This is a genomic window from Billgrantia antri, from assembly GCF_017868935.1.
GTDB lineage: Bacteria > Pseudomonadota > Gammaproteobacteria > Pseudomonadales > Halomonadaceae > Halomonas > Halomonas antri.
In genome coordinates, this window is record NZ_CP053383.1 from 2978592 (window position 1) to 3002654 (window position 24063).

Consider the following 24063-nt stretch of genomic DNA (forward strand, 5'->3'; position numbering starts at 1 on the left):
TCAGCCGGGAACGCGGCGAATCCGGGCCCCCAGCAGTTGCAGCTTCTCTTCGATGCACTCGTAGCCGCGATCGATGTGATAGATGCGATCGACCAGGGTCTCGCCCTGGGCCATCATGGCCGCAATCACCAACGAGGCCGAGGCGCGTAGATCGGTTGCCATCACCGGTGCGCCGGAAAGCCGCTCGACCCCGGTAATCATGGCGGTGTTGCCCTCCAGCGCCACCTGGGCCCCCATGCGGTTAAGCTCCTGCACGTGCATGAAGCGGTTCTCGAAAATGGTTTCGACCACATGAGAGGTACCGTCCGCCACAGCGTTGAGGGCCACGAACTGTGCCTGCATGTCAGTGGGGAACCCCGGGTAGGGTGCGGTGCGAATGTTGACCGGACGTGGTCGCCGCCCCTCCATGTCGAGCTCGATCCAACCGTCACCGACGGTCACCTTGGCGCCGGCCTCCTCGAGCTTGGCCAGTACCGCCTCGAGAATGTCGGCACGGGTATTGCGTACTCGCACCCGGCCTCGCGAAAGCGCCGCGGCGACCAGGAAGGTGCCGGTCTCGATGCGGTCCGGCATCACGTCATGATAGGCGCCGTGCAGCCGCTCGACGCCCTCGATGATGATGTTGTTGCTGCCATGACCGCGGATCTTTGCACCCATCTTGATCAGACACTCGGCCAGATCCACTACCTCGGGCTCTCGCGCGGCGTTTTCCAGCACCGTGGTACCTTCCGCCAGGGTGGCCGCCATCAGCAGGTTCTCGGTACCGGTGACGGTAACGGTATCGAAGAAGATGGTGGCTCCCTTGAGCCGGCCGTCGACGCGAGCGCGGATGTAGCCGCCCTCGACATGGATATCCGCCCCCATGGCTTCGAGGCCGCGAATGTGAAGATCCACCGGCCGCGAGCCAATGGCACAGCCGCCGGGAAGCGACACGTCGGCATGGCCGAAATGTGCCAGCAAGGGGCCAAGCACCAGGATCGAAGCTCGCATCTTCTTGACCAGCTCGTAGGGTGCATGACAGTCACGCACCTGGGAGCCATCGAGCTGGATGGTCATCTTCTCACCCATCACCGGCTCGACGCCCATGCGTCCCAGCAGTTCCAGCGTGGTGGTTATGTCCTGAAGGTGCGGCAGGTTGCCGATGGTTACCGGCTCCTCGGCCAGCAGGGTGGCACACAGAATGGGCAGTGCCGCGTTCTTGGCACCGCTGGCCCAGACCTCGCCGTCGACGGGTCCGTTGCCGGTAATGATCAACTTGTCCATGAGTGTTCGACCGTCAGGCGCCCTGGCCAGGTGAAGTCGCGTTCTCCGGCGCACTAGCCCACTGCGCCGGGGTGAAGGTCTTGATGCTCACGGCATGCAGTGCACCCGAGGCGATCTCCTCCGAAAGAGCGCCATAGATCAGCTGCTGTCGTTTGACCGGCGGCAGTCCGTCGAAGACTTCGCCCACGGCGATGACCTGGAAGTTGCAGCCTTCGCCCTGGATGTAGAAATCGCAATCCTCGAGGCGCGCCTCGAGCAGCGCCTTGACGTCACTGGGTTGCATGAAAAACGGAACTCCTGTGGGACGAATGGAGCGGCACGCGACAACATCGCGAGCCGTTGCCAGAAACGAGAGTTCCTACATGGTAAAGAAAAGCATCGCGCTTGGCGATGCCGGCGCCGGGCTTTTCCGGCAGTGGATCAGGCTTCCCCCGCCAGCGGCAGGAGTTCGTCGAGCCCCGCCACCCGGGTCAGCCGGGCCAGCGGTGCCGAGAGCCTGACCTGGCGAATCTCGACGTCAGCAGCACGCGCCTGGCGCGCCCACTCGAGCAGCACGCTGAGCGCAGCACTACTTACCTGCTCGACCCCCTCCAGGTCGAGTACCACCCGGGCACCGGCAGACTGCTCGGCGAGCCAGTCACTCCCCGCCTCGGCCAGCGGCGCGGCGATTCCGAAATCGACATCGCCGCTCACGGCCAACCCCTCGAGGCCAGCCTCCAGCCGCACACCGGCACGCTCGAGCAAGCGGCTCATGCTCCTCCGCCCTCCTCGAGCTCCTCGGCAGCAATCTCGGGCGACCAGCTGGCGATCACCGCATCGTAATCACGCCCGTGGTCACGCATTGCCTGATCGAACTGGTTGCGGAAGGTCAGCCCCAAGTTGATGCCGTTGACGATCACGTTGACCACCTTCCACTGACCATCGCTCTGGCGCAGCGTGTAGCTGACCGGATAGGCGGTTCCGTCCATGGCCACCACCTCCATGGCCACGGATGCCTGATCCTCGTAGCGCGGAGGGCTCTGGCTGTCCAGCACTCGCAGCTCGCGATAATCGAAGGTCACCAACCCTCTGGTATAGGTGTCGATCAGCGTCTGGCGGAAGACGTTGACGAATCGCGAGCGCTGCTGCGGGGTGGCATTCTGGAAGTAGCGTCCCATCACGCTGGCGCCGATGTAGCGGAAGTCGGCGATGTCGTCGAGACTGGCGTCGACCAGTGCCTCGAGCTCGTCCAGGTGGTTGGCATAGTAATCCTTGCGCCCATCGATCTGCCCCATCAGCTCATCGATACTGTCACGGATCACCTGCTCGGGAGCACGCTCGGGCGCCGCGGCAGCCGACAGGCTGGCAAGCGTCAGGCACAGCCCCAGGAGGAAACGACGCAACAGGGCGAAGGAGAGTGTCATCTGGCTCATCAGTCGACCTCGCAAAAAAAGGGATCAGTCATTGACCATGTTGGACACGAACTGCTGGATCAGTTCCTCCAGCACGATTGCCGACTGGGTATCGCGGATGGTATCGCCAGCCGCAAGCATCTCGGGATCTCCGCCGACACTGAGCCCGATATACTGTTCGCCCAGCAGGCCGGCGGTCAGGATGGATGCCGTGGTGTCACGGGGAAGCTGACCTTCGAGTTCTGCGTCGAGCTCGAGGATGACCCGGGCATCGTACCACTCGGTATCGAGCTCTATGGCGGTGACACGCCCCACCGTGACGCCCGACATGGTGACCCGGGCACGTGGCTTGAGGCTGCCAATGTTGGCGAAGTTGGCCTCGAGCTGAAACGTGTCGCTCGGTGCCGTGAAGGTCAAACCGCTGACGCGCAGCCCCAGGAATAGCAGCCCCAGGATGCCGGCCAGCATGAACAGGCCGACGCCCAGCTCCATCGTCTTGCTGCGCTTCATCCTGCTTCTCCCTGTCGCGCTGTACCCCGTACCACCATCAGGAAAATCCTCCGAACATGACCGCAGTCAACACGAAATCCAGGCCCAGCACCGCCAGCGAGGCATAGACCACCGTACGCGTGGTAGCACGTGATATCCCCTCCGACGTCGGCACCAGGTCGTAGCCCTGGTACACCGCGATCCAGGTCACTACCAGCGCGAACACCAGACTCTTGACCATGCCGTTGCCGACGTCGTCGAAGAAGTCGACATTGGCCTGCATGCTGCTCCAATAGGAGCCCTCGAACACGCCCAGCCACTCGACGCCGACCAGATAGCCGCCGTAGATACCGATCACACTGAAGCCGATCGTCAGCATCGGCAGCGCGACGAAACCGGCCCACAGCCTCGGTGCCACTATCCTGCGCAGCGGATCGACACCGATCATCTCCATGCTGGTGAGCTGTTCGGTAGCCTTCATCAGGCCGATCTCGGCGGTAAGTGCCGAACCAGCACGCCCGGCAAACAGCAGCGCCGCCACCACCGGCGACAGCTCACGCAGAAGCGACAGCGCCACCATCTGCCCAAGCGCCTGTTCGGCGCCGAAATCGACCAGAATGGTGTAGCCCTGCAGCGCCAGCACCATGCCGATGAACAGCCCCGACACCAGCACGATCGCCAGCGACAGCACACCGACGAAGTGCATCTGTCGCAACCACAGGTAGCAACCCTCGCGGGAGGGAATGCCGACGGACGACTGGGCGAGAAACAGACCCGCCCTCCCCAGTGCCTCGAGCACATCGCAGCCACTACGCCCGAGGCGCACGATGCGGCCGATCATGGCCGTCCCTCCAGGTTGAGGATATCGCGGAAATAGTCCGGCGCCGGATAGTGAAAGGGCACGGGACCATCCGGCTCGCCATGCACGAACTGGCTGACCCGCGGGTCGTCGTCGATATCGAGGCTTCCGGGCGTGCCATGCGCCATGACCCGACCATCGGCGATGACGTAGACATAGTCCGCGATCGACAGTGTTTCCTGGATATCGTGCGACACCACGATTGAGGTCAGGCCCAGCGCCTCGTTGAGCCTCTTGATCAACTGCACCAGCACCCCCTTGGAGATCGGGTCCTGACCCACGAACGGCTCGTCGTAGAGCACCAGGTCGGGATCCAGCGCGATCGCCCGGGCCAGCGCGACACGCCGCGCCATGCCGCCGGACAATTCAGCCGGCATCAGCTCGCGTGCCCCTCGCAATCCCACCGCCTGAAGCTTCATCAGCACCAGGTCGCGAATCATGGTCTGCGGCAGGTCGGTATGTACACGCAGCGGAAACGCGACATTCTCGAATACGCTGAGATCGGAGAACAGCGCCCCACTCTGGAACAGCATGCCCATTCGCCGGCGCAAGGAAAACAAGGCCTTGCGCGACAAGGCGTGCACATCCTGCCCGGCGATCAGCACCCTGCCGGCATCGGGCAGTAACTGTCCGCCGATCAGCTTGAGCAGCGTCGTCTTGCCGGTACCGCTGGGACCCAGGATGGCCGTGATCCGGCCGCGGGGAATCCGCAGCTCGACACCGCTGAAGATGGTCTTCTCGCCACGCGAGAAACGCAGGTCCTCCACCTCCACGAAGGGGGAATCGATCATGCCGCACGGTCCTGGGAAAATTATCGAACATCGTATCCTAACTCATCTACCCGACGCCAGCCCACCGGGTGCGCGACTTGCACCCAAACCAGTGAAGACGTCTAATGTGCGGCCTCACTCGTCTCCCTGACTCGTTTGCCATGTGGATTCCCCTCGTCACCGTCGTCCTCGGCCTTGCCGTACTCACCTGGAGCGCCGACCGTTTCGTCAATGCCGCGGCAGCCACCGCCAGCCGTACCGGCCTGAGCGCGATGCTGATCGGCATGACCGTCGTGGCGCTGGGCACCTCGGCCCCCGAGATGGTGGTCGCGCTGTTCGCCGCGCTCGACGGTCTACCGAACCTGGCCATCGGCAATGCCCTGGGCTCCAACATCGCCAACATCGGGCTGGTGCTGGGCGCCACGGCACTGGCACGCCCCATCCCGGTCCCCTTTTCCCTGGTGCGCCGGGAGCTTCCGCTACTGCTCGGCGCAACCGGAATCACCGGCTATGCGCTGGGCAACGGCATACTGGGGCACTTCGACGGCTTGATCCTGTTGATCATGATGGTGTTCAGCGTGTGGTGGCTGATTCGCGCCGACACCCCCGACACCAGCCCGATCAGCGAGATCCCCGACATGACGGTGAAGAGCGCGCTCTCCTGGCTGGTCATTACCTTACTGCTGCTGTCACTGAGCTCCCGCGCCCTGGTGTGGGGTGCCAGCGAACTCGCGCGCGGTCTCGGCATCAGCGAGCTGGTCATCGGCCTGACCGTGGTGGCCGTGGGCACCAGCCTGCCGGAGCTGGCCGCCTGCGTGGCCAGTGCCGTGAAACGTCACCACGACCTGGCCATCGGCAACGTCATCGGCTCCAACCTGTTCAACCTGCTGACCGTGCTGCCGATACCGGCGCTCGTCGCCCCCGGCGCCCCCGACCCGGATGCCGCGGGACGCGACTATCGTGTCATGCTGTTGCTGACGCTGGCTCTGGCCGCACTGTTGCTGTGGCAACGCCAGGGCCGCCTAGGCCGTCCCATTGGTGTCGCCCTGCTGCTCTCCTATGCCGCCTACCTGGCGTGGCTCGGTATCAGCGGTCGTGCCACTTGAGTGAAACCTCGCATCGGGCAACAATCATCGCCATGAACTCAGACGAATCCACCGCGCCCCCCGGCAGCGCCACCCCAGCCACCTCGACGCTGAGGGAAAGCGCACGCCGCACCCTCAGGATCGAGGAGCAGGCCATCGCGGCCCTCAAGGGGAGGCTCGACAGCCATTTCGACCGCGCCTGCGAGCTGATGCTCGCCTGCCAGGGGCGAGTGGTGGTGACCGGCATGGGCAAGTCGGGGCACGTTGCCGGCAAGATCGCCGCCACGCTCGCCAGCACGGGCACGCCGGCCTTCTTCGTGCATCCCGGCGAGGCCAGCCATGGCGATCTGGGCATGATCACGCCGGGCGATGTGGTACTGGCCCTGTCGAACTCCGGCGAGACCGCCGAAGTCACCGCACTGCTGCCGCTGCTCAAGCGTATCGGCACCCCGCTGATCAGCATGACCGGACGCCCCGAATCGACCCTAGCCCGCCATGCCGATGCGCATCTCGATGCCGGCGTCGAGCGCGAGGCGTGCCCGCTGGACCTGGCTCCTACGGCCTCGACCACCGCCGCCCTGGCACTGGGCGATGCACTGGCCGTGGCCCTGCTCGAGGCGCGCGGCTTCACCGCCGAAGACTTTGCCCTGTCGCACCCCGGCGGCAGCCTGGGCAAGCGCCTGCTGCTGCGTGTCAGCGATTTGATGCATCAGGGCGAGCGATTGCCCAGCGTGCCCCTGGGCAGCCCCTTGCGTGACGCCCTGCTCGAGATTACCCGTCAAGGGCTCGGCTTCACCTGTGTCGTCGACGAGCAGAATCGCCTGATCGGTGTCTATACCGATGGCGACCTGCGTCGCACGCTCGACCAGCACCAAGACCTCAGCCAGTTGACGGTGGACGACGTCATGACCCGTCCCGGCAAGCGCATCGCCCCTGATGTGCTGGCCGCCGAAGCGGTGCGCATGATGGAGGACAACCTGATAACGGCGCTTGCCGTCGTTGACGAAGCAGGCCACCCAATCGGCGCCCTGCACATGCACGACCTGCTGCGAAGCGGCGTGATCTGACATTACCCTGACCAAGGAGAGCCCATGGCTCTGGCCAGCTCCACCCTCGACCCGCACCTCATCGATCGCCTGCGCAGGATTCGCCTGCTGGCGCTGGACGTGGATGGCGTACTCACCGACGGCCGCCTCTACTTCCAGGCCGACGGCGTAGAGATCAAGGCGTTTCACACCCAGGACGGCCTGGGCCTCAAGCTGCTGCGGCGCGCCGGCCTGCAGGTGGCCTTCCTGACCGGACGCGAGTCGCCGATGGTCAGTCACCGCGCCGCTGCCCTGGGCATCGACCATGTCTACCAGAGCTGCGAGGACAAGCTTGCCACCCTGCGCGAGCTGTGCACGCGCAAGGGTATCGAACTCGAACAGGTGGCCTACTGCGGCGACGACCTGCCCGACCTGGCCGCCATCCAGCGCGCCGGGGTTGGCATCACCGTCCCCAACACGCCGGTCTATATACGCGACATGGCCGACTACGTTACCGAACGCAGCGGCGGGCATGGCGCGGTGCGCGAGATCTGCGACCTGCTGCTCGAAGCGCAGGGGCATCGTGACGCGCTGATCGACACCTACCTCCACGGCAAGCGTTGAGGCCAACGGATATGCTGCGCCGGCTACCGCGCCCCTCGTTCCGTGCCTGGCTGTTCCTGCTGCTTCTGCTGCTCGGCGGCCTGATCGCCTGGCTGGATCCCTGGCAGGCCCCGGCACCCGGGCCGGTGCCCAGCGACGAGGCGGGCGAGCCCGACTATTTCCTTGAGCAGGCCCAGTTGACCCGCTTCGATGCCACCGGCCGCGCTCACCAGCGCCTGGAGAGCCCACGACTCGTCCATACCCCCCATGACGACGTCACCCGAGCCGTCGAGCCAGAGGCCCATCTGATCGACCGCGAGGGCCGACTGTGGGTGGCAAGCGGCACGGAAGGCCGCCTCGGCCCGGGCGGCAATCCGCTGACGCTCACCGGCGACGCCCGCCTGCTTGCCCCCGAGGAACGCTGGCAGCTCGACACCGAGACCCTGCACTTCGACGCCGACACGGGACACGCCTGGAGCGACACGCCTGCCCTGCTGCAGCAGCCACCACAGCGTATGCGCGGCGAACGTTTCGACGCCTGGATCCATGACAATCGGGCACGTTTGACCGACAATGTGCGCGGCCACCATGTGCCCGAAGGCACCCAGACGGACCAGGCCGACGCCGTCAACCTAGAGGATTTCACGCCATGACGCGATACAGGCTCCCGACCCTATGCCGGCCTCTCATCCTGATGCTGGCTGGTGCGGCGCTGCTCAGCCTGGCGGGCATGGATTCGGTCGTGGCACAGCAGCGCGACGCCGAACAGCCCATCGAGGTCGCGGCCGATCGACTCGAGCTCGACGACCAGGCCGGCACGGCGGTTTACACCGGTGATGTCGATATTCGTCAGGGCAGCATGCAGCTGACCGGTGACCGGGTCGAGTTCCAGCGCAATGAAGCCGGCGAGCTCTCGCGCGCCACAGCCTACGGTGAACGCGCCTACATCGAGCAGCAGCCCGATCCGGAGCAACCGGTCGTTCGCGGCTGGGGACGCAAGATCATCTACCATGTCGCCGAACGGCGAGTGGAACTGATCGACCGCGCCGAACTGCATCAGGGCGGCGACACCTTCGAAGGTGGCTATCTCGAATATTTCCTCGATCGCCGTGTCGTTCAGGCCCGCGCCCAGAGCGAGGGCGTCGAAGGCAGCCAGCGCATACGCATGACGCTGCAGCCGGAGCGCTGAGATGTCGATGAAGACCCTACATGCCCGGCATTTGGCCAAGAGCTACAAGCGCCGACGCGTGGTGCACGACATCAGCATCTCGATCGAGCAGGGCTGCGTGGTGGGCCTGCTCGGACCCAACGGGGCCGGCAAGACCACCTCGTTCTACATGATCGTCGGGCTGATAAAGGCCGATGCCGGCGACGTCTACATCGACGACCTGGATCTCTCCCACAGCGCCATGCACGAGCGCGCTCGCGCCGGTATCGGCTACCTGCCCCAGGAAGCCTCGATCTTTCGCAAGCTGTCGGTGGCCGACAACATCATGGCCATCCTCGAGACACGACGGGATCTCGACCGTCGTGGGCGACAGGCGAGGCTCGAGCAACTGCTGGAGGACTTCCACGTTACCCACATCCGCGACAACCTCGGCATGAGCCTGTCCGGTGGTGAGCGGCGACGCGTCGAGATCGCCCGGGCACTGGCCACCGAGCCGGCCTTCATTCTGCTCGATGAGCCCTTTGCCGGGGTCGATCCGATCTCGGTGGGGGAAATCAAGGGCATCATTCGCCAGCTCAAGGCACGTGATATCGGCGTACTGATCACTGATCACAACGTACGCGAAACGCTGGACATCTGCGACTCGGCCTATATCGTCGGCGACGGCCAGATCATCGCCGAAGGCGATGCCGAGGCCATTCTGGCCAACCGACGGGTCCGCGAGGTTTACCTCGGCGAGGACTTTCGTCTGTAGCTCACTCTGTCGCATTATGCAAGCCCCTAGACTGCATTAAAACATTCTAATCAGGGATAAAAACCCTTACTGGCATACATATTGCAGTCAACTCTCTTGCAAGTCGTGACCTTCCCGTCTAGGGTAGAGCTTTTCCGGCAGATGAGCGCCTACCTCTCATGGCCATGAAAGCATCCCTGCAACTGCGTGTCGGCACCCAGCTGACCATGACTCCCCAGCTGCAGCAGGCGATAGCCCTGCTGCAGCTTTCGACGCTCGACCTGCGCCAGGAGATCCAGCAGGCACTGGAATCCAACCCCATGCTGGAACTCGACGACGGCTTCGGTGAGCAGGCCGTCAGCGATACCCCAAGCGATGACTGGGCCAGCGAGATACCCAGCGAACTCTCCACCGACAGCGACTGGTCGGATACCTACCCCGATCACGGCACGAGTTCCGGTGGCATTACCGGCGAAGGCCCCGACTTCGAGCGCCAGGCCTCGGCGCAGACCCTGACCGGCCATTTGATCTGGCAATTGGCGATGACCGATCTGAGCGATCGCCAGCGCCTTATCGCCGAGAGCCTGATCGACGCCGTCGATGCCACCGGCTACCTGGCGCAACCCCTGGAGGAGATTCGCGACGGCCTGCGCCGGCAAGGCCTGGAGGGCCTGCCGACCCGGGAGGTCGAGCAGGTCCTGCTGCGCCTGCAACAGTTCGAACCGACCGGCGTGTTCGCCCGCGACCTGCGCGAGTGCCTGATGCTGCAGTTGGCCGCGATGCCCGATGACACGCCGCTGCTGCCCCAGACCCGCCGCCTGGTACGCCAGTTCCTCGAGGCCCTGGCCGCCGACGATCGTCGCCTGCTGAAGCGCCGCCTAGGGCTTGACGACGAATCTCTGGATCAGGTCATCGCCCTGGTTCGCTCGTTGGACCCCCGTCCCGGAAGCGCCTATGCCGAGGTCGGCAGTAGCTACGTCACCCCGGACCTAGTTGCTTACCATGACGAATCCGGCTGGCGCGTGGAACTTAACGCCGAGGCACTGCCACGTCTGCGTATCCAGCCCGACTACGTCGCCCTGGTACGGCGCGCGGACAAGAGCCAGGACAACCAGTTTCTCAAGGATCACCTGCAGGAAGCGCGCTGGCTGATGAAAAGCCTTGCCAGCCGCAACGACACCCTGCTGCGGGTGGGGCGAGAGATCATGGCACGCCAGATCGAGTTTCTCGAACAGGGCGAGGAGGGCATGAAGCCGCTGGTACTGGCCGACATCGCCCAGGCCGTCGAGATGCATGAGTCGACCATTTCGCGGGTGACGACGCAGAAGTTCATCCATACCCCCCGCGGGGTCTTCGAACTGAAGTACTTCTTCTCCAGCCATGTCGGCGGAAACGGTGACGGTGACGTGCATTCCAGCACGGCGATTCGCGCCCGCATCCGCAAGCTGATCGCCGATGAACCGCCGCGCAAGCCGCTCTCCGACAGCCGCTTGGTGGAGCTGCTGGGCGAGGATGGCATCCAGGTCGCTCGCCGCACGGTGGCCAAATATCGCGAAGCCCTGGGCATCCCCTCTTCGAGCGAACGCAAGCGTTTTCGCTGATACCGCGACGCAATGCTGATCCCCGGCAAACCCGCCATTCGAAGGGGTATGCAGGGCAGTAAAAAGGGTTACAATCGAGCTACCACCCGAAGGACGAAGGAGCTTGTCATGCAAGTCAACATCACCGGCCATCATGTTGAGCTGACCGATTCACTGCGTGACTACGTGAGCGAGAAGCTGAACCGCGTCCAGCGACACTACGACAACATCACCAACGTGCAGGTCACGCTCTCGATCGAGAAGGAGCGTCAGCAGGCCGCCTGCACGCTGCATGCCGCCGGCGCCGACCTTCACGCCGAAGCCTCCGATCAAGACATGTACGCCGCCATCGATGCGCTGACCGACAAGCTCGATCGTCAACTGGTCAAACACAAGGAAAAAGCCCAGGCTCGCGCCCAGGGCGCCGGCATTCGCTGAGTTGCCATGACACTGGAAACCATCCTGCCCCCGGAGCGAGCGCTGTTCGATGTTCCGGGAGGCAGCAAGAAGAGGGTGCTGGAGTTCTTCAGCACCTTCATTGCGCAGAACACTCCGAGCCTCGACAGTCAGGAGGTCTTCGGCAGGCTAGTCGGTCGCGAGAGGCTGGGCAGCACCGGCATCGGCAATGGCGTGGCAATCCCCCATGCCCGAAGCCCGCACTGTCACAGCCCGGTGGCGGCGTTTCTCAAGCTGGCCGAGCCGATCGACTTCGATGCCATCGACGGCGAGCCGGTCGACCTGGTCTTCGTGCTGCTGGTCCCCGAAGAGGCCGACGATACGCACCTGTCGCTGCTGAGCCAGGTAGCCGGCGTGATGAACGATGCCGAGACGCGCGCCCAGCTGCGAAAATGCGCTAGCCAGCGCGAACTCCACGAGCGCCTTATCGAAGCGATTCGACGACAGTCCTCGGGCTGAATTGAACGATTCACCGTTTCGGCCAGCCCTGATCAGGAGACCCCTCATGCAGCTTGTGATCATCAGCGGCCGCTCCGGCTCCGGCAAGTCGATCGCACTGCAGGCGCTCGAGGACATCGGCTACTACGCCATCGATAACCTCCCGGCGATGCTGCTCGGCTCCTTGGTGGATGAGCTACGCAACTCACCCACGATCCAGACTTCGATCGCGGTGAGCATTGATGCTCGCAACCTGCCTCATGCCCTTGAACGCTTCCCGCGTCTGCTGGAAGAGCTGCGTACCAATCAGGTCGACTGCCAGATCGTCTACCTGACGACCGACGCCCGCATCCTTCTCGAACGCTACTCTGCCACCCGGCGGCGCCACCCCCTGACCCGCGGTCGGGACATGACCCTGAACGAAGCCATCGAGTCGGAAGACGCGACCCTCAGCGACATTCGCAACCTGGCGGATCTGATCATCGACACCTCACGGCTGTCGGTGCATGACCTACGCGGGCGCATCACCGAGCAAGTGGCCAGCCACCGCGCCGACCAACTGACCCTGACGGTGGAGTCGTTCGGCTTCAAGGGTGGCGTGCCGCTCGATGCCGATATCGTTTTCGATGCACGCTGCCTGCCCAACCCCTACTGGGATCCGCGCCTGCGCTCCGCTACTGGCCGGGAACCCAGCATCGTGGAGTTCCTTGAGCAGTACCCGCTGGTACAACAGATGCTCGACGACATCATCGCCTGGATCGAACGCTGGTTGCCGGCCTATCGCGACACCCACCGCAGCTATTTGACCGTTGCCATCGGCTGCACCGGTGGCCAGCACCGCTCGGTTTATCTCGCCGAGCGTCTCGCGCATCACCTCGCGCAGCAGCAGCCGGACGTACGCCTTCGCCACCGCGAACTCGGCATTCATACACCGGTCACTCCCGCCCGTGGAAAGACCGCAGAGACATCAGACAGCAAGGAAACCTGAGTGTGCCCTGCCGCAAGCTGACCCTGACCAACAAACGCGGTCTTCATGCCCGAGCTGCCACCAAGCTGGTGCAGTGCTGTCAGCCTTTCGATGCGCGCGTGCTCGTCAACCGAGGGCCGCAGCAGGCCGACGCCAGCAACATCATGGCGCTGTTGATGCTGGGCGCCCCCTGCGGCACCGAGCTGGAAATCAGTGCCGAGGGGGACGACGCCGAAGCGGTGCTGGAGGCCATCGAGGCTCTCTTCGAGGCCCGCTTCGAAGAGGATGCCTAGAGGAATGGCTGCGCTCGGCCATGCGGCGTTGAAGCCCTCTTCGCAGTGCTCATTTAGGTTCCCTAAACTCCGCCTGCTCATCGGGCTTCGCCTGGCCTGACCATCGCTCGCTCATTCCCGCGAGCTTTGCGGTAAAGCGTAAATCCGCTTCAGCTACCCGCCACGGTCATCTCACCGATCAGCCAGCTGCCGGTGTGAATGCTGCCGCGGGTGTCGATATCGCTGCCGACGGCCTGCAACCCCTTGAACATTGCCTCGAGGTTGCCGGCGATGGTGAACTCCTCCACCGGGTACTGGATTTCGCCATTCTCCACCCAGAAGCCGGCTGCACCACGCGAGTAGTCACCGGTGACTCCATTGACGCCTTGCCCCATCAGCTCGGTGACCAGCACCCCGCGCCCCATGCGCGCGAGCAGCGCCTGGCGCGTCTCGAGCGGTGCCGAGATGCGCAGGTTGCGAGCGCCACCGGCATTGCCCGTGGTCTGCATGCCGAGGCGCCGTGCGCTGTAGGCCGACAGCATGTAGCTGGCAAGGCGGCCCTGCTCGATGAAGACATTGTTGCGCGTCTGCACACCGTCGTTGTCGAAGGCCGAACTGGCCATGGCACCACGCTCCATGGGATGCTCGCCCAGGGTGAACCAGTCGGGAAACAGCGGCTCGCCCAGCCGGTCGCACAGGAAGGAGGCCTGGCGATAGAGCGAACCGCCGGCGATGGCGCTCATCAGGTGCCCGATGAGACCACTGGCCACGGTGGCATCGAACAGCACCGGCAGGCGCCCGGTAGCGGGGCGCTGCGCGCCAAGCCGGCTCAGGGTGCGCTCGGCTGCCCGCCTGCCCACCACCTCGGCAGACAGCAGTTCCTTGGGATCACGTGCGCTGGTGTAGTCGTAGTCACGCTGCATGCCGTGTTCGTCTTCGGCGATCAGCATGCAGGAGAGCGAATGGCGGCTGCCGCGCTGACTGCCCATGAAGCCGTGACTATTGGCATAGACCCTCACCCCTTCGCCGCTGGAGAGCGAAGCCCCTTCCGACTGACGGATACCGGGTTCGCCGCGCCCGGCCGCCTCGCAGGCCAGCGCCAGATCGATGGCCTGCTCGGTGGAGAGCGGCCAGGGATGGTGCACGTCGAGATCCGGCAGCTCGGTGGCCATCAACTCGGGATCAGCCAGCCCGGCCGCGGGATCCTCCCCGGTGTAGAGGGCGATGGCCATGGCCTTCTCGACCAGCTCGCGTATCGAAGCATCACCGGCGTCGGTGGAGGAGGCGCTGCCCTTGTGCCCACGCAGGTAGACCGTCACGGCGATTCCCTGGTCGCGTGAGAGTTCGACGGACTCCACCTCTCCTTCACGCACGCTGATGCCGATTCCCTGATCGACGCTGGCTCCCACTTCGCAGGCATCCGCCCCCAGGTGCTTCGCCAGCCGCAGAGCCTGCTCGGCCCGGGATTCCAGCAGCGCCTGCTGGACGGAGGCATCGAAAGCCTTGCTCATGTGTCTCTCCTTCGCTGACCGGACGCGCCGGCTTCCCACGTGTCATTTCCCGCCGCCCGGCGACGGACTGATATACTGCCATCATTCGAGCTTGGTCGCTTAACTGGCCAGGCTATTCCCGAACTCTCACTAGTTGGACGCGGCATGACCCAGGATACTCCCTCCTCCTTCGACGAACGGCCGAGCAAGTCCCAGCTCAAGCGCGAAATGCATGCACTGCAGGCCCTGGGCGAACAGATCATCGCCATGACACCCGCCGAGCGCGCCCGCTTCCCGCTCTCGGAAGACATGCTGGCGGCCGTCGAAGAAACGTCCCGCATCCGCTCCCACGAAGGGCGGCGGCGCCACATGCAGTACGTCGGCAAGCTGATGCGGCGCGAAGACCTCGAGGCAATCCAGGCCGTATTCGACGAAATCGAGCAGGAGAATCGTCGTCGCGATCTCGCCTTCCACCGCCTCGAGAAGTGGCGCGACCGGCTGATCGATGACGGCGACGAAGCCGTTGAAGCCTTCATCGCCGATTACCCAGATGTCGATCGCCAGGCTCTTCGCCAGCTGATTCGCAACGCAAGGAGCGAGCGCGAACGCGGCAAGCCCCCGGCCAACGCCCGCAAGCTGTTCAAGCTAATCCGCGATACGGCCGGCATGTGATCAAGAGGCAGTGCCGCCGACGGTGAGCTCATCCAGCTTGAGCGTCGGCTGGCCAACTCCTACCGGAACGCCCTGCCCCTCCTTGCCGCAGACGCCGATGCCGGTATCGAGCTCCAGGTCGTGACCGATCATTGACACCCGGCCCATCGCCTCGGGCCCGTTGCCGATCAGGGTGGCCCCCTTCACTGGCGTGGTGATCCGTCCATCCTCTATCAGGTAGGCCTCGCTGGCCGAGAACACGAACTTGCCTGAGGTGATGTCCACCTGGCCACCGCCGAAGCTGACCGCGTAGATACCACGCTTGACGCTGGCCAGGATATCGGCCGGATCGTCCTGACCGGCCAGCATGTAGGTATTGGTCATCCGCGGCATCGGCATGTGGGCGAACGACTCGCGTCGGGCGTTGCCGGTGGGCTGCATACCCATCAGCCTGGCATTGAGCTTGTCCTGCATGTAACCGGTGAGAATGCCGTCCTCGATCAGCGGGGTGTACTGCCCCGGCGTACCCTCGTCGTCCACGCTCATGGAGCCGCGCCGATCGGACAGGGTGGCATCGTCCACCACGGTGACACCGGGAGCCGCCACGCGTTGGCCCATACGCCCGGCAAACGCCGAACTGCCCTTACGATTGAAGTCGCCCTCCAGACCGTGGCCCACGGCCTCGTGGAGCAGGATGCCGGGCCAGCCAGGCCCGAGCACCACCGGCATCTGGCCGGCCGGTGCATCGACGGCCTCCAGATTGACCAGGGCCTGACGCACCGCCTCCTTGGCGAAACGTTCGGCGACATTGTCGTCACGTAGCCGTGACATGGCATAGCGGCCGCCACCGCCGGCGCTGCCACGCTCGCGCCTACCGTTCTTAACTGCGATCACGCTGACGTTGAACCGCACCAGCGGGCGGACATCAGCCGCCAGGGTGCCATCGCTGGCGCGCACCAGCACGACCTCGTGCACGCCGGTCAGGGAGGCACTGACCTGACTGACTGCCGGATCGGCGGCTCGCGCCACACGGTCGGCCTGCTTGAGCAGAGCAATCTTGTCCTCGGCCGACAGGCCCGACAAGGGATCGATCGCGGCATAGCGCGATGCTGCCTGGCTCACCACGCGCGTACCGACCGGCAGTGTGGCACCGCTACGCACGATGCCCGACGCCGTGCGTCCGGTCTCGGCCAAGGCATCGGCGGTGATCTGGTTGGAGTAGGCGAATCCGGTTTTTTCACCGGCCATGGCGCGCACGCCGACGCCGCCGTCGATGTTGTAGCCGGCTTCCTTGACCTCACCGTCCTCGAGGACCCAGCTCTCATGCCAGCTCCTCTGGAAATAGAGGTCGGCATAGTCCACACCGGAGGTCAACACGTGCCCTAGGCCGGCATCGAGCGCATCGATGTCCAGCCCGCCGGGATGCAGCAGGATCTCGGCAGCGGTATCGAGTAAGAGAGAGGAAGAGGTGGTCATTCGGCGGTTTCCAGAGTGATTTCCGGCGAGATCCACGGACCCCGCACGCGATAGTGAATTCGGGTGACTCGATCGATGGCGCGACCGAACAGGCGATCGGCCAGGAACAGCGCCCCACCCACAACTGGCGCCCCGGCGATCACCGCGGCCAGCGGCAGGCTACTGCTGACGGGTACCGTCACCCCCAGGCGCTGATCCAGTTCCCGCTGGACGAGGTCGACGGTGCCATCCAGGGTGAAGGAGGTCGCCGGGCCGTCTATCGTGACCGGGCCGTTGGTTTCCAGCACGCCCTCATACAGGGTAGCAGCCCCATTCACACGATCGAAAGCCGTGCCTTGGCCGGTCACGTCGGAAAAATCCATGCGCAGCCGGCGCACCAGGTTGTCGATGTTGAGCAAGCCCACCAGCCGTGCCGTGGGTGACTCGAGGTTGGCAAAACGGCCATCGCGCAACTCGACTTCGATGCTGCCGCGTGAGCGTGCCAGGGCGAATTGCCAGGGAGCACCCGGCCAGGCCAGCTGGCTACGCACCCGGGTCTCGTTGCTGTGAATCGAGACCGGTTGGCCGAGCCGTTCCAGTGCCGTGCCCAGGTCACGCCCATCGAGATCGACCCGCGAACGGGTCAGGCTGTCGCCGGCACCAGCCGACTCCCAGACGACCTCCCCCCGCGCCGATATCTGCCCCAGGGTCAGTCCCAGCGGGGCCACCCGCAACCGCTGCGGCCCGCCCTCCCAGTGAGCGGTCAGCGGGCCGATCTGCCGTCCCTGGTAAAGGATGTCGGCGATTCGTAGACGTCCATCGGGCAGTTCGGTGAGCCAGCCGGGCAGCGGAGCCGGGTCAGGCGGCACATCGAGCTCTTCGAGCAATGTTCCGGCGCCCTGCCCACCGGCCGCCGTAAGCAGGCCATCCAGGGTCAGCCTTTCGAGCGCGATATCCAGCGGATCGGCAAGGCTCGGTCGGTAATCGAGACTCCCTTCGAGCAGGTCGCCGCGCAAGCCGACACGCCAGCCGCCGCCGACGTGTGGGCGCGCTTCGGCGTAGATGGCTCCCAGGCAGGCCTCGGGGCCGACGAGACAGGCGGTTTCCACCCGCAGACTCTGCAGGTAAGCAGGGGGGGTGCTGTCTCCAGAGGCTTCCTCCGCCAACAGCGGCGACAATGCCTCGCCCCACGCTACAAGATCGAGCCGGGGGAGATAGAGCGTACCCGACCAGCCCTCCTGCTCGGGCCACGGCGGGGCATCCGGCAATCGTCCCAGCCAGAACTGCCCCTGCCCGTGACTGGACCACGGCAAGCCTCGCCAGCGCAGGCGTGCCTCGCCCCCCATCTCGGCCTCGATCCGCTGCTGGTCGAGGTCAGCCGAGGCCCACAGCGGGCGCGCCTCGCCCGCTGCCTTGCCCAGCGGCTCGGGCAGGTCGATGGCGACTCCTTCCATGCTGCTGTCGAAGCGAAAGGTGTTGCCCACCTCCCCCAGCGAAAACCGACCACGCCAGGGCAGGTGGCCCGACACGCTGGCACCAAGATGGCCGACATCGAAACGCTGCAGCACGCTTTCGATCTCAGCGGAACCGTCGAAATCTACATGGCCGGCGAGAGTGTCGAGGTCGGCATTGAGCGGCCCACCGAAGAGGCGTGCTTCCAACTGCCCCTCAAGCCCCCCTTCGTCATTGCGCTGGCGCCACGCCAACGGGCCCTGTACGTTCTCGACAGGAATGCCCAGTGGCAGGTAGACCAGCCGCTCCATATCCACCTGAGTGTCGAGATCGAGCTGGAAGTCGTCCTCCTCACCGAGCTGCGTGGCCAATTCGATCTCGCCGCTGACACTCCCTTCAGCGCGCCAATCCTCGACCTGCTCCATACCGTCAACGGGCAGCGCCCGCAGGTAGCGGTGCAACGCTTGGCCATCGGCTGCCAACGCTCCTGTGACGCGCAGCACCTCGTCCTCGATGGTGACCCTTCCATCGCGGCCCTGGACCCCCAGACTTTCGGCATGCCGCACCTCAGCCTCGAGGGTGCCGATCCCAGCCCGCAGCCGCCCGTCGAGCGATTCGATCGCCGGCCATTGCGGGTCGAACGACAGCCGCCCTTCCTCGATCTCCAGGTCGAGCTGCAAGCGGGGCTCAACGTCGCTTCCACCTTGGCGCAGGGGCAGGTGCAGCTTGAGTTCGCCCGACGGCACGCGCCCGGTCACGCCCGCGGACAACCACGCATACAGCTCATCGCCTAACACGTCGCCGGGTAACCAGTCCTCCAGCGGTCGCTCCAGCGCATCCGCATCGCGAAATTGTAGATCGAGACCCAGCCCCCCCTGCACGCCGCCACCGAGCGCCAAGCCAAAACTGCCTTCCACTTCGGCCCCCTGCCACCCTGCGTGGAGGTTACGACCGCTGACGAAGGTACGTGGTCCCTCGTAGGTCCACCGCACCTCACCGCTGGCATGAGAGAGCTCCATCGGCGCTTCATAGAGCCGCGGCACCTTGAACGTCGGCTCACCGACACCGACGAACTCGACACTCCCCGAGAGGTCACGCGCCTCGACCCAGGCATCGAGCGGACCTCCCCCCGGCGCATCGTTCCATGGCTCCACTTCGACCTGATGCACCGCCGCCTGGGCAACCCAATGCCCGTTGCGTCGCCCGACACCGAGCCCCGACACCAAGCCGCGAGGGGCCAGGGCATCGATCGTGCGCACTAGCGCTTCGGGCAGCAGGATGCGCTCGCGCCAGGCGGCCAGCGATGCCAGTTCGAAGCGGCTGGTGGTCAGCCACCAGCCTTCGGCGTCGCTGCGTACATGCCAGAAATGCGGCAGTGCCGGCTCCCGCTCGCGCTCGAGCTCACGCGGCTCGGCCCAGTCGGCTGCTGCGGCATCGCCCTGCAGCCACGCCTCCCAGCCTTCCTCGTTGCGCAGCCACTGGCCGCGCGCCTTGAACGGTTCCAGCACGATGGGTTCGTCATCGCGACGCAGTGCCAGTCGCGGCACGTCGACGTCGATTCGCGCATCAGCAAGCTCCCCGAGGTGCCAGCGTCCCCACAGGGTGACGTCACCGCTGGCGTCCTCGAGACGCAGGGGGTCTTCGGGAGTGAAAACTTCGACCAGATCGACCAGCGTGCCGAGCTTCATCGTGGTCTGAAGGGCAGCGCTGAAATCACGAAAGCCGGTAGGTCCGGGGAAAACCTCCAGCGCGCCCTGCAGCGTAGCCTCCTCCTGCCCCTCCAGGTGCACTTCACCCTCGAGATGGGCACGCCGCTCATCGCCGGTGAGCAGCAAGCGTGGCGCCAGCATGTCGACCCGGCGCTCGCGACCATGCAGCACCAGCCGTACGTCTTCCACCCAGGCGCGCTGGCGCAGCAACAGCCCGACCCAGAAATCGAGCTGTTCGAGGTCGAATTCGCCTTCGAGCAGTTCAGGTGGGATTTGCGCCGGATCCGGCCAGTGCCAACCGCCCTGCTCATCCTGATAGAGATGCAGGGTCAGCCCGCGCATGCGAGCATCGGCGATCACCGGCACGCCGGTACGCAGGCTGGCAGAGCTGTCGAGCCACAGCCGGGCGTATTCGACTTCGAGCAGAGGCAGACCGGCGCCCCCCTCCTGGGTGCTGAGCGACAGGCCGCCCCCCTCGACCACCGGATCGAGCCGTGTCAGCCTGGCATTGAAATCACGCAGCTGGACCGCCGCGCCCGTGCGCGCCTCGAGCAGGCGCTCGACGCGTGGTGCCATCTGATCGACCTGGGACAGCGCCAGTCGTAGCACCAGCAACAGCAGCGCAACCAGCGACAGCAGCACGGCCAGAAGGGTAAGGGTCCAGCGTCCTATCCGGCGAGAAGGTGGCATCGGACGCTCACATCAGCACGATGTCGTACTGCTCCTGGGAGTAGTGGGTCTCGACCTGGAAGCGGATGGTCTTGCCGATGAAGGCTTCCAGATCGGCGACCGCCGCGGACTCCTCGTCGAGCAGCCGATCCACTACCGGCTGGGAGGCCAGCACCATGTAGGTCTCGGCGTTATAGGCGCGTTCCTCGCGCAGGATCTCGCGAAAGATTTCGTAGCACACCGTCTCGGCGGTCTTCAGGGTGCCGCGCCCGCTGCAGGTGGGGCACGATTCGCACAGCGTCTGTTCCAGGCTTTCGCGGGTACGCTTACGGGTCAGCTGCACCAGCCCCAGTTCGGTGACGCCGGTGCACTTGGTCTTGGCATGGTCGCGCTCCAGCGCCTTCTCGAGCACTCGCAGCACTTGGCGCTGGTGCTCGGGGTCCTCCATGTCGATGAAGTCGATGATGATGATGCCGCCCAAGTTGCGCAGTCGTAGCTGGCGAGCAATGGCGTTGGCCGCCTCGAGGTTGGTCTTGAAGATGGTCTCCTCGAGGTTGCGATGCCCCACGTAGCCGCCGGTGTTGACGTCAATGGTGGTCATCGCCTCGGTGGGATCGATCACCAGATAACCGCCGGACTTGAGCTGCACCTTGCGCCCCAGCGCTTTCTGGATCTCGTCCTCTACGCTGTAAAGGTCGAAGATGGGTCTCTCGCCGGGGTAGTACTCGATGCGTGCCGAGGAATCCGGCATGAACTCTTCGGCGAACTCGAGCAGCTTGACGTAGTTCTCCCGCGAGTCGATACGCACCTTCTCGATCTCGTCGCGCATCAGGTCGCGCAGCGTACGGATGAACAGCGGCAGGTCGTCGTAGATCACGCTGGGTGCCGGCGCCGTCACCTTGCGTTCGCTGACCTTGCGCCACAGGCGCAGCAGAAAGTGCATGTCGGCAAAGAGCTCGTCCTTGCCCACGTTCTCTGCCGCCGTGCGCACGATGAAGCCACCGGTTATCTCGATCTCCTGCTCGGCCTGGCAGAGCTCGAGCAGTTCACGCAGGCGCTCGCGCTCACGCTCGTCCTCGATGCGCTGGGAGACGCCATGATGGGGAGAATCGGGCATGTAGACCAGATAACGCGACGGCACCGACAGATGAGTGGTGAGACGCGCCCCCTTGGTACCGATGGGGTCCTTGGTGACCTGCACGACCAGAGCCTGGCCTTCGTGCAGCAGCTGGCCGATGGAGGCCTGCTCCTCGGGCGGGGTACCCGGAGGCATCACCTCGTGGGCATGGATGAACGCCGCCCGGTCGAGGCCGATATCGACGAAGGCCGCCTGCATGCCGGGAAGCACCCGTACCACGCGGCCTTTGTAGATATTGCCGACGATGCCGCGCCGGCGCGTTCGCTCGATCAGCGCCTCCTGCAGCACGCCGTTTTCCACTACCGCCACGCGGGTTTCCATCGGCGTCAGGTTGATCAGTACTTCGCCGCTCATGCGGAAATCCTTGTCCAGTTCAGTCTTCGCCGCATTATGACATAGTGATGCGACTAGACAGCACCATTCCATAACCGGACGCCCTGCCGACCCAGCAGTTGCGCCGTCTCGTACAGCGGCAACCCCACCACGGCAGAGTGGCTGCCCTCGATGCGTTCGATGAAGATCGCCGCCAACCCCTGGATGGCATAGCCGCCCGCCTTGTCGACCGGCTCGCCGGTGGCCCAGTAGGCCGCCACCTCCCTCTCTTCGATCCGGCGCATGTGGACCCGCGTCGTCACGCAGACCTCGAGCAATCCGGCAGGCCCCGTCACGGCCACGGCAGTGAGGACTTGGTGTGCACGCCCCGACAGCAGGTGCAACATCTCCGCGGCCTCAGTCCGATCGGCAGGCTTACCGAGAATCCGGCCTTCACACACCACCGCGGTGTCCGAGCCCAGTGTCGGCAGCCTCGTGAGTCGTCCTCCGGCCGAGGCCTTCTCGCGCGCCAGTCGTACGACGTACGCCTCGGGGCTCTCTTCGGCTAGAGGCGTCTCGTCAATATCGACGGGCTTCACCTCCGCCTCCACCCCGATGCTGGCGAGCAGCTCGCGCCGTCGCGGCGAAGCCGACGCCAGACACAGCACGGCAGGACTCGACGTCTCGGTCATAGGGTCGTTCCTTCAATCGTGACTCAGCAGGCGACGCTCCAGTGCCTGGAACATGGTGACCAGCCAGGGCCACAGCGCTGCGCCGATCAAGGATGGCAACAGGAAGGCAAGATGCATCGAAAAAGGACCGAACAGGGTGCGCAGCCACTGTTCTACCAGCTGTACCAGCCCCAGCAGCACCAGAATCAACAGTGCCTGCTGCACCAGGGAGTAGGTTCGAAAACGCGGGTAGACCAGCGCCGAGAGGAACGCCAGCAGGGAAAGGGTCAAGGCGTTCTGGCCCAGCGGCGCCCCCTCGATGAGATCGAGCAGGATGCCGAGCACGAAACCATGAAAGACGCCGACCCGGTCGGGCGTAGCCATGCACCAATAGATCAGCATTAGGCCGAGCCAGTCAGGGCGCCAGATCTGCCACCCCTCGGCCAGCGGCATCACCTGCAGGCAAAGCGCCAGCAGCAGGGTGAACCACACCCAGGCCAGAGGGGCACGAGGTCCGCTTGGCATCACTCCTGCTCCTCAGTGGCGGGACCGAGGGAAGCATCCACCTCAGCCTCCTCGGGCAGTTCGCGGTCCCACATCTCATCCTCCGGGACCGGAGGAGGCGCTGGCGGGAAAATCAACAGAAAGTGGCGCGAGCGTTGCAGACGCGCCACGGGCTCGGCCGTTACCCGGGCAAAGGGTTGTCCGGGGTCATGTACCACCTCGGTGACTCTTGCCACCGGATAGCCCGATGGAAAGCGACCCGCAAGACCGGATGTCACCAGCAGGTCCCCTTGGCGAATGTCGGCAGTATCGGGTACGTGCACCACCCGCAGGGCATCGTACTGACCGCTCCCCTGGAGCACGAAGCGCAGCCCGTTGCGATTGACCTGGATCGGCAGCGCATGGCTGGCATCGGCGACCATCAGCACCCGGCTGGAGTACGCCGAAACGGCCGTTACCTGCCCCACCAAACCCGAGGCGTCCAGCACCGGCTGCCCCACGTAGACCCCGTTGCGGCGACCGCGGTCGATGACCATCTGATGGGTGAACGGATCGGCGTCCAGGGAGAGCAGCTCAGCAGTAATGTACTCCGCCTCCGTACGCGCCGCGGCCCCCAACAGCTCGCGCAGGCGAACGTTCTCCGCCGTCAGGCTCGACATGTGCTGCACCCGATGCGACAGGTGCAGGATCTGCTCACGCAGACGGCGGTTTTCCTCCACCAGTCCACGCTGATCCGATAGCGCCAGCGACCCCCAGGCCAGGATGTCACTGGGCACGGCCACCAGCCACTGTATCGGCGCCACGACGGTGGTGAGCTGCGCACGGACCTCTTCCATACGGGTAAAACGATGATCGACGAACATCAACACAGAAGCGGCCACCGCACACGCCAGCATGCGGTAGCCAGGCACAG

General features: G+C 65.0%; 26 protein-coding genes. 12 read left to right on the plus strand and 14 right to left on the minus strand.

Going from position 1 to position 24063, the window contains the following annotated elements:
• From murA to HNO53_RS13860, 7 genes are all read right to left on the minus strand, one after another.
• Entirely contained in the window at positions 1 to 1263 is a 1263-nt protein-coding gene (gene murA / locus HNO53_RS13830; protein WP_209473006.1) for a UDP-N-acetylglucosamine 1-carboxyvinyltransferase, read from the minus strand.
• Positions 1264 to 1276: 13 nt separating this feature from the next.
• Positions 1277 to 1546: a BolA family protein gene (locus HNO53_RS13835; protein ID WP_209473008.1), complete on the minus strand. Its 270-nt coding sequence runs from the start codon at positions 1544 to 1546 to the stop codon at positions 1277 to 1279.
• A 137-nt stretch (positions 1547 to 1683) separates the two neighbouring features.
• Complete coding sequence (locus HNO53_RS13840; RefSeq protein WP_209473011.1) at positions 1684 to 2016, minus strand: STAS domain-containing protein; 333 nt, start codon at positions 2014 to 2016, stop codon at positions 1684 to 1686.
• A complete protein-coding gene (locus HNO53_RS13845) occupies positions 2013 to 2675 on the minus strand; it encodes an MlaC/ttg2D family ABC transporter substrate-binding protein (protein ID WP_209473013.1) in 663 nt (220 codons plus the stop codon). The genes HNO53_RS13840 and HNO53_RS13845 overlap by 4 nt, the downstream gene beginning before the upstream one ends.
• A 24-nt stretch (positions 2676 to 2699) precedes the next feature.
• Positions 2700 to 3164, minus strand: a complete 465-nt coding sequence (gene mlaD / locus HNO53_RS13850; RefSeq protein WP_209473015.1) for an outer membrane lipid asymmetry maintenance protein MlaD — start codon at positions 3162 to 3164, stop codon at positions 2700 to 2702.
• 37 nt (positions 3165 to 3201) lie between these two features.
• Entirely contained in the window at positions 3202 to 3984 is a 783-nt protein-coding gene (gene mlaE / locus HNO53_RS13855; protein ID WP_209473017.1) for a lipid asymmetry maintenance ABC transporter permease subunit MlaE, read from the minus strand.
• Positions 3981 to 4793 carry an ABC transporter ATP-binding protein gene (locus tag HNO53_RS13860; RefSeq protein WP_209473019.1) on the minus strand — a complete coding sequence of 271 codons (813 nt, stop codon included), beginning with the start codon at positions 4791 to 4793 and terminating at the stop codon, positions 3981 to 3983. Before HNO53_RS13860 ends, mlaE begins: the two co-directional genes overlap by 4 nt.
• Before the next feature lie 140 nt (positions 4794 to 4933).
• On the opposite strand from HNO53_RS13860, the gene HNO53_RS13865 reads away from it, so the two are divergent.
• The 11 genes from HNO53_RS13865 (at position 4934) to HNO53_RS13915 (ending at position 13120) form a co-directional block, all read left to right on the plus strand.
• Positions 4934 to 5878: a calcium/sodium antiporter gene (locus HNO53_RS13865; protein ID WP_209473022.1), complete on the plus strand. Its 945-nt coding sequence runs from the start codon at positions 4934 to 4936 to the stop codon at positions 5876 to 5878.
• A gap of 32 nt (positions 5879 to 5910) precedes the next feature.
• Entirely contained in the window at positions 5911 to 6924 is a 1014-nt protein-coding gene (locus HNO53_RS13870; RefSeq protein WP_240549166.1) for a KpsF/GutQ family sugar-phosphate isomerase, read from the plus strand.
• A gap of 24 nt (positions 6925 to 6948) precedes the next feature.
• A complete protein-coding gene (locus HNO53_RS13875) occupies positions 6949 to 7506 on the plus strand; it encodes a KdsC family phosphatase (RefSeq protein WP_209473024.1) in 558 nt (185 codons plus the stop codon).
• A gap of 11 nt (positions 7507 to 7517) precedes the next feature.
• On the plus strand, positions 7518 to 8138 hold the full coding sequence (gene lptC / locus HNO53_RS13880) for an LPS export ABC transporter periplasmic protein LptC (RefSeq protein ID WP_209473026.1): 621 nt from the start codon (positions 7518 to 7520) through the stop codon (positions 8136 to 8138).
• Positions 8135 to 8674 carry a lipopolysaccharide transport periplasmic protein LptA gene (gene lptA, locus HNO53_RS13885; protein ID WP_419974881.1) on the plus strand — a complete coding sequence of 180 codons (540 nt, stop codon included), beginning with the start codon at positions 8135 to 8137 and terminating at the stop codon, positions 8672 to 8674. Before lptC ends, lptA begins: the two co-directional genes overlap by 4 nt.
• A gap of 7 nt (positions 8675 to 8681) precedes the next feature.
• Positions 8682 to 9407, plus strand: a complete 726-nt coding sequence (lptB, locus tag HNO53_RS13890; RefSeq protein WP_209478649.1) for an LPS export ABC transporter ATP-binding protein — start codon at positions 8682 to 8684, stop codon at positions 9405 to 9407.
• Positions 9408 to 9565: 158 nt separating this feature from the next.
• Positions 9566 to 10987 (plus strand): RNA polymerase factor sigma-54, encoded by a 1422-nt coding sequence (locus HNO53_RS13895; RefSeq protein ID WP_209473028.1) that lies wholly within the window; start codon positions 9566 to 9568, stop codon positions 10985 to 10987.
• 108 nt (positions 10988 to 11095) lie between these two features.
• Entirely contained in the window at positions 11096 to 11404 is a 309-nt protein-coding gene (hpf, locus tag HNO53_RS13900; protein ID WP_167111169.1) for a ribosome hibernation-promoting factor, HPF/YfiA family, read from the plus strand.
• 6 nt (positions 11405 to 11410) lie between these two features.
• A complete protein-coding gene (gene ptsN, locus HNO53_RS13905; RefSeq protein WP_209473030.1) occupies positions 11411 to 11881 on the plus strand; it encodes a PTS IIA-like nitrogen regulatory protein PtsN in 471 nt (156 codons plus the stop codon).
• A 46-nt stretch (positions 11882 to 11927) separates the two neighbouring features.
• A complete protein-coding gene (gene rapZ / locus HNO53_RS13910; RefSeq protein ID WP_209473032.1) occupies positions 11928 to 12848 on the plus strand; it encodes an RNase adapter RapZ in 921 nt (306 codons plus the stop codon).
• A 2-nt stretch (positions 12849 to 12850) separates the two neighbouring features.
• Positions 12851 to 13120 carry an HPr family phosphocarrier protein gene (locus HNO53_RS13915; RefSeq protein WP_209473034.1) on the plus strand — a complete coding sequence of 90 codons (270 nt, stop codon included), beginning with the start codon at positions 12851 to 12853 and terminating at the stop codon, positions 13118 to 13120.
• Between the two features lie 149 nt (positions 13121 to 13269).
• Here the strand turns inward: HNO53_RS13915 and pmbA are convergent, their stop codons facing one another.
• On the minus strand, positions 13270 to 14610 hold the full coding sequence (gene pmbA, locus HNO53_RS13920; RefSeq protein ID WP_209473036.1) for a metalloprotease PmbA: 1341 nt from the start codon (positions 14608 to 14610) through the stop codon (positions 13270 to 13272).
• A 144-nt stretch (positions 14611 to 14754) separates the two neighbouring features.
• Between pmbA and yjgA the strand changes: the two genes are divergently transcribed.
• Positions 14755 to 15261, plus strand: coding sequence for a ribosome biogenesis factor YjgA (yjgA, locus tag HNO53_RS13925; protein ID WP_209473038.1), 507 nt, complete (start codon positions 14755 to 14757; stop codon positions 15259 to 15261).
• On the opposite strand, the gene tldD is transcribed toward yjgA, so the two are convergent.
• The 6 genes from tldD to mreC are packed head-to-tail and all read right to left on the minus strand — an operon-like array spanning position 15262 to position 24046.
• Complete coding sequence (tldD, locus tag HNO53_RS13930) at positions 15262 to 16716, minus strand: metalloprotease TldD (RefSeq protein WP_209473040.1); 1455 nt, start codon at positions 16714 to 16716, stop codon at positions 15262 to 15264.
• Complete coding sequence (locus HNO53_RS13935; protein WP_209473042.1) at positions 16713 to 20546, minus strand: YhdP family phospholipid transporter; 3834 nt, start codon at positions 20544 to 20546, stop codon at positions 16713 to 16715. The genes tldD and HNO53_RS13935 overlap by 4 nt, the downstream gene beginning before the upstream one ends.
• Positions 20547 to 20553: 7 nt before the next feature.
• A complete protein-coding gene (rng, locus tag HNO53_RS13940) occupies positions 20554 to 22017 on the minus strand; it encodes a ribonuclease G (protein ID WP_209473044.1) in 1464 nt (487 codons plus the stop codon).
• A 53-nt stretch (positions 22018 to 22070) separates the two neighbouring features.
• Positions 22071 to 22667, minus strand: coding sequence for a Maf family protein (locus HNO53_RS13945; RefSeq protein WP_209473046.1), 597 nt, complete (start codon positions 22665 to 22667; stop codon positions 22071 to 22073).
• A 12-nt stretch (positions 22668 to 22679) separates the two neighbouring features.
• On the minus strand, positions 22680 to 23171 hold the full coding sequence (gene mreD, locus HNO53_RS13950; RefSeq protein ID WP_209473048.1) for a rod shape-determining protein MreD: 492 nt from the start codon (positions 23169 to 23171) through the stop codon (positions 22680 to 22682).
• Positions 23171 to 24046 (minus strand): rod shape-determining protein MreC, encoded by an 876-nt coding sequence (gene mreC, locus HNO53_RS13955; RefSeq protein ID WP_209473050.1) that lies wholly within the window; start codon positions 24044 to 24046, stop codon positions 23171 to 23173. Before mreC ends, mreD begins: the two co-directional genes overlap by 1 nt.
• Between the last annotated feature and the right edge of the window lie 17 nt (positions 24047 to 24063).

Bases quoted from the DNA above. Each gene is read 5' to 3' on its own strand.
- lptC (WP_209473026.1), top strand. From the start codon at position 7,518: ATGCTGCGCCGGCTACCGCGCCCCTCGTTCCGTGCCTGGCTGTTCCTG.
- lptB (WP_209478649.1), top strand. From the start codon at position 8,682: ATGAAGACCCTACATGCCCGGCATTTGGCCAAGAGCTACAAGCGCCGA.
- mlaE (WP_209473017.1), bottom strand. From the start codon at position 3,984: ATGATCGGCCGCATCGTGCGCCTCGGGCGTAGTGGCTGCGATGTGCTC.
- HNO53_RS13895 (WP_209473028.1), top strand. From the start codon at position 9,566: ATGGCCATGAAAGCATCCCTGCAACTGCGTGTCGGCACCCAGCTGACC.
- HNO53_RS13870 (WP_240549166.1), top strand. From the start codon at position 5,911: ATGAACTCAGACGAATCCACCGCGCCCCCCGGCAGCGCCACCCCAGCC.
- hpf (WP_167111169.1), top strand. From the start codon at position 11,096: ATGCAAGTCAACATCACCGGCCATCATGTTGAGCTGACCGATTCACTG.
- tldD (WP_209473040.1), bottom strand. From the start codon at position 16,716: ATGACCACCTCTTCCTCTCTCTTACTCGATACCGCTGCCGAGATCCTG.
- HNO53_RS13875 (WP_209473024.1), top strand. From the start codon at position 6,949: ATGGCTCTGGCCAGCTCCACCCTCGACCCGCACCTCATCGATCGCCTG.
- rng (WP_209473044.1), bottom strand. From the start codon at position 22,017: ATGAGCGGCGAAGTACTGATCAACCTGACGCCGATGGAAACCCGCGTG.
- HNO53_RS13865 (WP_209473022.1), top strand. From the start codon at position 4,934: ATGTGGATTCCCCTCGTCACCGTCGTCCTCGGCCTTGCCGTACTCACC.
- HNO53_RS13840 (WP_209473011.1), bottom strand. From the start codon at position 2,016: ATGAGCCGCTTGCTCGAGCGTGCCGGTGTGCGGCTGGAGGCTGGCCTC.
- pmbA (WP_209473036.1), bottom strand. From the start codon at position 14,610: ATGAGCAAGGCTTTCGATGCCTCCGTCCAGCAGGCGCTGCTGGAATCC.
- mreC (WP_209473050.1), bottom strand. From the start codon at position 24,046: ATGCTGGCGTGTGCGGTGGCCGCTTCTGTGTTGATGTTCGTCGATCAT.
- HNO53_RS13860 (WP_209473019.1), bottom strand. From the start codon at position 4,793: ATGATCGATTCCCCCTTCGTGGAGGTGGAGGACCTGCGTTTCTCGCGT.
- murA (WP_209473006.1), bottom strand. From the start codon at position 1,263: ATGGACAAGTTGATCATTACCGGCAACGGACCCGTCGACGGCGAGGTC.
- HNO53_RS13935 (WP_209473042.1), bottom strand. From the start codon at position 20,546: ATGCCACCTTCTCGCCGGATAGGACGCTGGACCCTTACCCTTCTGGCC.
- yjgA (WP_209473038.1), top strand. From the start codon at position 14,755: ATGACCCAGGATACTCCCTCCTCCTTCGACGAACGGCCGAGCAAGTCC.
- mreD (WP_209473048.1), bottom strand. From the start codon at position 23,171: ATGCCAAGCGGACCTCGTGCCCCTCTGGCCTGGGTGTGGTTCACCCTG.
- HNO53_RS13945 (WP_209473046.1), bottom strand. From the start codon at position 22,667: ATGACCGAGACGTCGAGTCCTGCCGTGCTGTGTCTGGCGTCGGCTTCG.
- lptA (WP_419974881.1), top strand. From the start codon at position 8,135: ATGACGCGATACAGGCTCCCGACCCTATGCCGGCCTCTCATCCTGATG.
- HNO53_RS13835 (WP_209473008.1), bottom strand. From the start codon at position 1,546: ATGCAACCCAGTGACGTCAAGGCGCTGCTCGAGGCGCGCCTCGAGGAT.
- rapZ (WP_209473032.1), top strand. From the start codon at position 11,928: ATGCAGCTTGTGATCATCAGCGGCCGCTCCGGCTCCGGCAAGTCGATC.
- mlaD (WP_209473015.1), bottom strand. From the start codon at position 3,164: ATGAAGCGCAGCAAGACGATGGAGCTGGGCGTCGGCCTGTTCATGCTG.
- ptsN (WP_209473030.1), top strand. From the start codon at position 11,411: ATGACACTGGAAACCATCCTGCCCCCGGAGCGAGCGCTGTTCGATGTT.
- HNO53_RS13845 (WP_209473013.1), bottom strand. From the start codon at position 2,675: ATGAGCCAGATGACACTCTCCTTCGCCCTGTTGCGTCGTTTCCTCCTG.